The sequence below is a fragment of the Sphingomonas sp. DG1-23 genome, assembly GCF_030730875.1.
Lineage (GTDB): Bacteria > Pseudomonadota > Alphaproteobacteria > Sphingomonadales > Sphingomonadaceae > Sphingomonas.
On sequence record NZ_JAVAMA010000014.1, the window covers coordinates 124,393 to 132,822 of the forward strand.

Genomic DNA, 8,430 nt, shown 5'->3' on the forward strand with positions numbered 1-8,430 from the left:
AAGCTCCGGCCGTTTTGCTTGGTCAGCGTTCGAAGAGATGATCGAGCGCGCTCGCCGGCAGGCACCAGAACAAGGCGACGAGGGCGGCGCAGGCGAGGCCGAGCGCGGGCGACACGAAGGTAAGCGCGATGCCCGAGGCATAGATGGCGCTGGCCGCGGCACCCTTGCGCAGCGCGAGGCGATGATAGGCCTGTGCCTCTTCGGTCTGGCTGCCGGTGCGGCGCACGGTGCGCTGCAGCCAGATGTAGGCGGCCGAGGGCAGCAGCATGATGCCCATGTAAACGAACGTGGCGTCGCGGCTGAAGATCTGCTCGCCGAGATAGGCGGTGCCGAACGGGATCAGCGACAGCGTGAAGATGAGCGCGATGTTCGACCAGAGCAGGCCGTTGGTCACCCGCGTGGCGTGGTGGAACAACCGGTGATGGTTGACCCAGTAGATCGAGACATAGGCGAAGCTGAGCGCATAGGCCGTGAAGATAGGCCAGAGATGGAGCAGGTGGCTCCAGCCGGGCTGTTCGGGGGCGTGCATCTCGAGCACCATGATCGTGACGACGATCGCGATGACGGCGTCGGAATAGGCCTCGACGCGGGCTACGCCGGCGCGGCCTTCGGGTTGTTCGGTCATGGGGGTCCCCTTCTGGGCGACGTTGGTTGAAAGGGGCGGGCGAAGTCAAATTTCCGTGCTCCTGCGGAAGCAGGAGCCCAGAACCACAGGCGATTCGCGTGCCGCCCTGGGCTCCTGCTTTCGCAGGAGCACGAGGGGAATGGCGATCCAGATACTCCTTCGCGCAGCGGGGAGGGGACCACAAAGTGGTGGAGAGGGAGCGTCGAGGATCGTCCGGGGAACGATCCGAGCCCGCACTCCGCGCGCGATATCGCGCGTGGCGATACCCCCTCCGTCAGGCTGCGCCTGCCACCTCCCCGCGCGAGGGAGGATGTGGGGCTCAATCCCTGGTGAAGGCCGCGGCGATCTTGAGCTTCACTTCGTCCGAGACCATCGGCACGCCGAAGCCGATGCCGAACTCGCTGCGCCTGATCGTGCCGTGCGCCTCGAAGCCGAGATTGTCCTTGCCGCCCATCTGCGCGGGGCTCTTGCCGGCGCCGTAAAAGGCCACCTGCAGCGTCACCGGCCTGGTGATGCCGTTGAGCGTGAGATTGCCGGTCACGCTGGCGGTCTGGCCCTTGGCGACGACCCGGGTCGAGACGAAGCGCGCATCGGCGGGGCTGGGGCCGAAGAAATCGGGCTTGCCGCCGGCTTCCTTGGGCGCGCGCAGCAAATGGCCGGTCAGGCCCGCGCTCGCGGTGACGACCTTGGAGACGGGGATGGTCACGTCGACCTTGGCGGCGGCGGGGTTCTTCGGATCGAGCGTCAGCGTGCCGGTCGGCTCGCCGAACAGCCCGAAATAAGGCGAGAAGCCGAGATGATCGACGGTCCATTCGATCAGGGTGTGGCCCGGATCGATCGTGTAGCTGCCGGCGGCGACCAAGGCGGGATTCTTCGAGCCGGGGACCTGCATCGCCTGTTGCGCGACGAGCGGCGCAGCGACGAGCAAAGTGGCGGCGAGGGCGATGGTGCGGATGCGCATGGGGAAGCCTCCTGTTGGGGAGGCATGCTTGTCGACTTCTGAAGTTTCGCGGTCAAACTTTTGTGGGGAAACAGATCGTTTCCAGGCAACAATCCTCCCCCGCGCAGCGGGGGAGGTGGCGCCGAAGGCGACGGAGGGGGGCGTCGCCGCATAGTCGTCGCTCGCGGACGGGGCCCCTCCGTCAGGCTGCGCCTGTCACCTCCCCCGGTTCCCGGGGGAGGACTAGCGGAAATCAGTTCTTGTCCTTGTCGACCAGCTTGTTGGCGCTGATCCACGGCATCATTGCGCGCAGCTCGCTGCCGACCTGCTCGATCGGATGCGCCGCGGCGGCCTTGCGGCTGGCCTTGAGCTCGGGCTGGCCGGCGCGGTTGTCGAGGACGAAATCCTTGACGAAGCGGCCCGACTGGATGTCGGCGAGGACGCGCTTCATCTCGGCCTTGGTCTCGTCGGTGATGATCCGCGGGCCGGTCTTGATGTCGCCATATTCGGCGGTGTTCGAGATCGAGTAGCGCATGTTGGCGATGCCGCCCTCATAGAGCAGGTCGACGATCAGCTTGGTCTCGTGGAGGCACTCGAAATAGGCCATTTCGGGGGCGTAGCCCGCCTCGACCAAGGTTTCGAAGCCCGCCTGGATGAGATGGGTGACGCCGCCGCACAAAACCGCCTGCTCGCCGAACAGATCGGTCTCGCATTCCTCGCGGAAATTGGTCTCGATGATCCCCGAACGGCCGCCGCCGACGCCCGAGGCGTAAGCCAGCGCGACGTCATGGGCGTTGCCCGACGCGTCCTGGTGGATCGCGATCAGGCACGGCACGCCGCCGCCGCGCTTATATTCGCTGCGCACGGTATGGCCGGGGCCCTTGGGGGCGATCATGATCACGTCGATGTCGGCAGGCGGCTCGATCAGGCCGAAATGCACGTTGAGGCCGTGCGCGAAGGCGAGCGCCGCGCCGGGCTTCATATTGCCCTTGAGATCATTGTCCCAGATCGCGGCCTGATGTTCGTCGGGGGCGAGGATCATCAGGATGTCGGCCCAGCCGGCGGCATCCTTGTTGCTCATCACCTTGAAGCCGGCATCCTCGGCCTTGACCGCCGAGGGCGAGCCGGGACGGAGCGCGATCGCGACTTCCTTGACGCCCGAATCGCGGAGATTCTGGGCATGGGCATGGCCCTGCGAGCCATAGCCGAGAATGGCGATCTTCTTGCCGGTGATCAGGTTCAGATCGGCGTCGCGATCGTAATAGACTTTCATGGTGTTCCCTTTCTGCTCCTCTCCCGCCGGGAGAGGATACGGAGACTTGGCAGCTTGCTGCCTAGTCGGAGTTGGTGAGGGTGACGGGGCATGAGGGCCTCTCACCCTCACCCTCCCATGCTGCGCATGGGCCCCTCCCTCTCCCGATGGGAGAAGGGTGATTCAGGCGGCTTCCTTGCCGCGCGAAATGGCGACGACGCCGGTGCGGGCGACTTCGACCAGCCCGAGCTCGCGCATCAGCTCGACGAACTTGTCGAGCTTTTCCGAGCCGCCGGTGACTTCGAACACGAAGCTGCTGGTGGTCGCATCGACGACGCGGGCGCGGTAGACCTCGGCGAGGCGCAGCGCCTCGATCCGGTGATCGCCGGTGCCCGCGACCTTCACCAGCGCCAGCTCGCGCTCGACATGCGGGCCGAAGGCCGTGAGGTCGGTCACCTTGTGGACCGGCACGAGGCGCTCGAGCTGTGCGATGATCTGCTCCATCACCGCATCCGAAGCCGAGGTCACGATGGTGATGCGACTAATTCGATTGTCCTCGGTGATCTCCGAGACGGTCAGGCTTTCGATATTGTAGCCGCGCGCAGTGAACAAGCCGGCGATCCGGGCGAGGATGCCCGGCTCGTTGTCGACGATCACGGCAAGCGTGTGCCGCTGCTTTTGCTCTTCCTTGATGTGCATGGGATCAGACCAGTGCCTTGGCTTCGTCGTCCATTTCGCCGGAAACTTCGGCGGCCTGGAGCAGCATTTCGGTATGGGCGGCGCCCGACGGGATCATCGGGAAGCAATTGGCGAGCTTGGCCACCCGGCAATCGACGAGCACAGGCCCGTCATAAGCGAGCATCTCGCTGATCCCGGGCTCGAGCTCCTGCCGGCCCTCGATCCTGATGCCCTTCCAGCCATAAGCCTCGGCCAGCTTGACGAAATCGGGGAGCGTGTCGCTGTAGCTCTCCGAATAACGCGACTGGTAGGTCAGCTCCTGCCACTGGCGGACCATCCCCATATATTCGTTGTTGAGGATGAAGATCTTGACCGGCAGGCGATATTGCACCGCGGTCGCCAGCTCCTGGATGTTCATCTGGATCGAGGCTTCGCCGGCGATGTCGATCACCAGCGCATCGGGATGCCCGAGCTGCGCGCCGATCGCGGCGGGCAGGCCATAGCCCATCGTGCCGAGACCGCCGCTGGTCAGCCATTTGTTGGGCGCTTCGAAGCCGAAATGCTGCGCGGCCCACATCTGGTGCTGGCCGACCTCGGTGGTGATGATCGGCGCGCGCGCTTTGGTCGCTTCGTACAGCGCGCGGATCGCACGCTGGGGCATGATCGCGTCGCCTTTCTCCTCGAACTCGAGGCAGGCGGCCTGACGCCAGCCATCGATCCGGCTCCACCATTCGGTGAGGTCGGGCTTCGGATGCTGGCGGGCCTTCCAGCACTGGATCATCTCGCGCAGCGCCACGCCGACATCGCCGATGATCGGCAGATCGACCCGGACATTCTTGTTGATGCTCGATCGATCGATATCGATGTGCACCTTGCGGCTGTTCGGCGCGAAGGCATCGAGCCGGCCGGTGACGCGATCGTCGAAGCGCGCGCCGAAGGCGATGATCAGATCGGCCTTGTTCATCGCCCAATTGGCTTCGTAGGTGCCGTGCATGCCGAGCATGCCGAGCCACTGGTCCGACGAAGCGGGCAGGGCGCCGAGCCCCATCAGGGTCGAGGTGACCGGCGCGCCGGTCAGCGCCGCGAGCTCGCGCAGCGCCTCGGACGCGTCGGGGCCCGAATTGATGATTCCGCCGCCGGTGTAGAAGATCGGGCGCTCGGCGGCGGCGAGCATGTCGACCGCCTCCTGGATCTTCGCGGCATCGGGCTGGGTCTGCGGACGATAGGTCTTGTGCTGGATCGGCCCCGGCGCCTCGTAGCGCGCGGTGGCGACCTGAACGTCCTTGGGAATGTCGACGACCACCGGCCCCGGACGGCCCGAAGTGGCGATGTGGAACGCCTCGTGGATGATGCTGCCGAGCGTCTCGGGCGCCTTCACCAGATAATTGTGCTTGGTGCAGTGCCGCGTGATGCCGACGGTATCGGCCTCCTGGAACGCGTCGGTGCCGATCAGGGCGGTCGGAACCTGCCCGGTGATCACCACCATCGGGATCGAATCCATCAGCGCATCGGTGATCCCGGTGACCGCGTTGGTCGCGCCGGGACCCGAGGTGACGAGCACGACGCCGGGCTTGCCGGTCGAGCGGGCATAGCCCTCGGCGGCATGGGTCGCGGCCTGCTCGTGGCGGACGAGAATGTGGCGAATTCGATCCTGCTTGAAGATCGCATCGTAAATCGGAAGTACCGCGCCACCGGGATAGCCGAAGATGACCTCCACACCGAGGTCGCTCAACGCCTCGATCAGGATGTCTGCTCCGCTCTTCTCGGTCACGTCTGCCTCCTTTGCTGCAATGCACCGTAACACCGCTGGAGGGCGCTGCTAACGGCAAGAAAATGGCACGTCAAGCGTTATAGATGAAATTTAGTTTCAATTCTACTCAATCTGACGTTCGTTTCTGTCTCTTCCATGCGGTCCCAATCCTGCGGCGGCTGCCTCCGGAACCAGGTATATTGGCGTTTGGCATATTGCCGGGTCGCGAGCGCGCCCGCGGCCATAGCTTGCACGACATCGCTCTCGCCCGCAAACAATGCGCGCAATTCGGGCACGCCGATCGCACGGAGCACCGGAGCGTCGGCCGGAATGTCGGTCCGCGCGAGCAGGGCTTCGGCTTCGTCACGGCCGGCTTCGAGCATTTCGGCGAAGCGGCGATCGATGCGTTCGCCGAGCCAGTCACGATCGGGGAGAAGGATCAGCGGGACGAGGCGAATTTCGTCCGCGATCCCGCCGACGCGCTGGCGATGCCAGTGCGCGAGCGGCTGGCCGGTCGAGCGCACGACCTCTAGTGCGCGGGCGACGCGGCTGGTGTCGGCGGGGCCCAGCCGCGCGGCGCCCTCGGGATCGAGACCGGCGAGCTGGGCATGGGCATCCGCCACGTCGAGTGCACGGACCGCGCTGCGTATCGCGGGATCGATCTCGGGGACCGGCGCGATCCCGTCGATCAGGGTGCGCAGATACAGGCCGGTGCCGCCGACGAGGATCGGCAGGCGGCCGCCGGCATGGGCTTCGGTGATCGCGGCGTGCGCCTCGATCGCCCATCGCGCCGCCGAATAGGAGTCCGCACCATCGACGTGACCGAACAGCCGGTGCGGGACGCGGGTCTCTTCCTCGCGGGTCGGCCGCGCAGTGAGGATACGAAGATCGGCATAGACCTGCATCGAATCGGCATTGATCACGGTGCCGCGATGCTTTTCGGCGAGCGCGAGCGCGAGCGCGGACTTGCCGCTCGCGGTCGGCCCTGCGATGAGCGCAACGGTTGGCAGGGGAGCAGTCACGCCCCCACCTCCGTTCGTGCTGAGCTTGTCGAAGCACCGTCCTGCTTCTGCCCCTGCGCGCAGAAGATGAACGGCCCTTCGACAAGCTCAGGGCGAACGGGCGGGGGGATAGCCCTTTCCGTATCGAAGAGGTTGAACGTGTACATCGCGACGCTTGTAGCATCTGACACACTGTCCGAGACAGCAATCAAGGATGCCGGCGCGCGTCTTTTCCAATCGGACTGCGGCCCCGATGCTTTCATCTGGCTCGACGAGGGCAGAGCTGCGGATATTCCATTCCAATGGGCACCCGGGAAGGCGCGCCTTGCGCTCGAAGGGGCGCTGCCTGGCGTGGATATCATCATTCAACCGGGTTCCGGTCGCGAGAAGAAGCTGCTCGTCGCCGACATGGATTCGACGATGATCACGGTCGAATGCATCGACGAGCTCGCCGATTATGCCGGGATCAAGGCGCAGATCGCCGAAGTGACCGAGCGCGCGATGCGCGGCGAGCTCGACTTCGCCGAGGCGCTGGATGCGCGGGTGGCATTGCTCAAGGATCTCGAGGAAGAAGCGATCGACCGCTGCCTCGCCGAGCGGGTCAAGCTGATGCCGGGCGCCAAGGCGCTGGTCCGGACGATGCGCGCGCGGGGCGCGACGACGATCCTCGTCTCGGGCGGGTTCACCCGTTTTGCCGAGCCGGTGGGAGCCGAGATCGGCTTCGACCGGGTGATCGCCAACCGGCTCGAGATCGGCGACGCGCGGCTGACCGGGACGGTGACCAAGCCGATCGTCGACAGCACGACCAAAGAGACGACCTTGCTGGGCGCGCTCGCCGAGCTTGGGTTGACGGCGGAAGAGTCGATGGCGGTCGGCGACGGCGCCAACGATCTCGCGATGATCCGTCAGGCGGGACTGGGCGTCGCCTATCACGCCAAGCCGATCGTCGCCGCGGCCGCGGGCGCGCGGATCGATCATGGCGACCTGACGACGCTGCTTTATGCGCAGGGGATCGCGAAGAAGGATTGGGCTGACGGCTGATGCCGAAGCTTTTCGGAGGCACGGTGAGCGCGTCCTCGATCCGCCCCCTCCGTCGCCTTCGGCGACACCTCTCCTTGGTGGGGAGGATTGCTGCTACTTCGCCGCGGTCTTGACCTTGGTCCAGGGTACGAACTTGCCGAGGATCACGAAGCCGCGCTGAAACCGGCTCGAGCGATCGACCAGATTGACCGTGTCGATGCTGCACAGCTGCGAGCCGAACACCTTGGTGACGAGGATGTCGTCATCGTCGAGCGACTCGGCGCCCGAGCGCGGCTCGTTGACGTAGAGCTTGGCACCGACGCGGTAGACGATCGCCTTGCCCTTGATGATCTGGCTCGAATTCGACGGCAGCAGCGAGATGCAATCCACCGGCTTGCCCGCGGTCCGACCGGCGAGCAGCTTCTGGAGCTGCACCTCAGGGGTATCGCGCGGCGCGGCGACGGCGGGCGCGGCGATCAGGCTCGCGCCGAGGAGAAGGCTATGGAGGAGGCGGGTCATGGGGCCGCGCATAGCACGGCCCGGCTGAACCTGCGCTGAAGATCGCTCAGCGGCCGCCGCCGAAGGTGAAAGTGAGTGCGGCACCGCCCGAGAATTGGTTGCGCGAGCCGATCGTGCGGACGATCGGCGAGTCGGCGGCGTCGGATACGAGGCGATCGTATTTGGCATAGCCCGAAATGCCCCAGCGATCGCTGTACTGGTAGAGCGCCGAAGCGGCGACGCCGGCGGCGTGGATGCCGCCGCCCGGCGAATAGGGGGTGAGGCCGGTGCGGGCGGCTGCAATGGTGTTCACGCCGAAATAGGCCTGCTGGTATTTGCGGTCCGACAGCGAGATGCGCGGCCCCACGGCGAACAGCCATTTGTCGCCGTCGCGGGCGACATAATCGAGGCTGACATTGCCGACCAGCGCCTTGTGGCCGGTGACGCCTTTGCGAAGCTCGCCGCGCGCGCGGACCGAGGAGCCGAGCCAGAGCTCGGCGAACCCGCCGGCCTCGATCGAGACGCCGACTTCGTCGACCGGCAGGTCGGTCTCGTCGCGGCGGCGGCTGCCTTCGAGATTGAAGGCAGGGCCGATCGCGAAGCTGCCCGTCCGGATCAGCGGCACGCCGGGGCTCTCATCGGCGGATTCGAACTGGAACGGCCGGT

At 65.9% G+C, this 8,430-nt stretch carries 9 protein-coding genes; 1 reads left to right on the top strand and 8 read right to left on the bottom strand.

All coding sequences use genetic code 11. The annotated features are described in order from the left end of the window. Positions 1-22: 22 nt before the first annotated feature. From Q9Q95_RS19740 to miaA, 6 genes are all read right to left on the bottom strand, one after another. On the bottom strand, positions 23-625 hold the full coding sequence (locus tag Q9Q95_RS19740; protein WP_306098871.1) for a TMEM175 family protein: 603 nt from the start codon (positions 623-625) through the stop codon (positions 23-25). A 319-nt stretch (positions 626-944) separates the two neighbouring features. Then, positions 945-1,586, bottom strand: coding sequence for a YceI family protein (locus Q9Q95_RS19745; RefSeq protein ID WP_306098872.1), 642 nt, complete (start codon positions 1,584-1,586; stop codon positions 945-947). 232 nt (positions 1,587-1,818) lie between these two features. After that, entirely contained in the window at positions 1,819-2,838 is a 1,020-nt protein-coding gene (ilvC, locus tag Q9Q95_RS19750; protein ID WP_306098873.1) for a ketol-acid reductoisomerase, read from the bottom strand. Between the two features lie 162 nt (positions 2,839-3,000). Then, positions 3,001-3,516, bottom strand: a complete 516-nt coding sequence (gene ilvN / locus Q9Q95_RS19755) for an acetolactate synthase small subunit (protein WP_306098874.1) — start codon at positions 3,514-3,516, stop codon at positions 3,001-3,003. A gap of 4 nt (positions 3,517-3,520) precedes the next feature. Further along, entirely contained in the window at positions 3,521-5,266 is a 1,746-nt protein-coding gene (locus tag Q9Q95_RS19760; protein ID WP_306098875.1) for an acetolactate synthase 3 large subunit, read from the bottom strand. A 77-nt stretch (positions 5,267-5,343) separates the two neighbouring features. Further along, positions 5,344-6,267: a tRNA (adenosine(37)-N6)-dimethylallyltransferase MiaA gene (miaA, locus tag Q9Q95_RS19765; RefSeq protein WP_306098877.1), complete on the bottom strand. Its 924-nt coding sequence runs from the start codon at positions 6,265-6,267 to the stop codon at positions 5,344-5,346. A 138-nt stretch (positions 6,268-6,405) separates the two neighbouring features. Between miaA and serB the strand changes: the two genes are divergently transcribed. Beyond that, complete coding sequence (gene serB, locus Q9Q95_RS19770) at positions 6,406-7,287, top strand: phosphoserine phosphatase SerB (protein WP_306098878.1); 882 nt, start codon at positions 6,406-6,408, stop codon at positions 7,285-7,287. 93 nt (positions 7,288-7,380) lie between these two features. Here serB and Q9Q95_RS19775 read toward each other — a convergent pair whose 3' ends face one another. Next, positions 7,381-7,785, bottom strand: coding sequence for a hypothetical protein (locus Q9Q95_RS19775; protein ID WP_306098879.1), 405 nt, complete (start codon positions 7,783-7,785; stop codon positions 7,381-7,383). Between the two features lie 46 nt (positions 7,786-7,831). Further along, positions 7,832-8,430: MipA/OmpV family protein (locus tag Q9Q95_RS19780; protein WP_306098880.1), on the bottom strand; the 599-nt coding region annotated here is incomplete at its 5' end.

Excerpts from the sequence above, each read along its gene's own strand:
- Q9Q95_RS19740 (WP_306098871.1), bottom strand. The coding sequence starts at position 625 with ATGACCGAACAACCCGAAGGCCGCGCCGGCGTAGCCCGCGTCGAGGCC.
- Q9Q95_RS19745 (WP_306098872.1), bottom strand. The coding sequence starts at position 1,586 with ATGCGCATCCGCACCATCGCCCTCGCCGCCACTTTGCTCGTCGCTGCG.
- ilvC (WP_306098873.1), bottom strand. The coding sequence starts at position 2,838 with ATGAAAGTCTATTACGATCGCGACGCCGATCTGAACCTGATCACCGGC.
- ilvN (WP_306098874.1), bottom strand. The coding sequence starts at position 3,516 with ATGCACATCAAGGAAGAGCAAAAGCAGCGGCACACGCTTGCCGTGATC.
- Q9Q95_RS19775 (WP_306098879.1), bottom strand. The coding sequence starts at position 7,785 with ATGACCCGCCTCCTCCATAGCCTTCTCCTCGGCGCGAGCCTGATCGCC.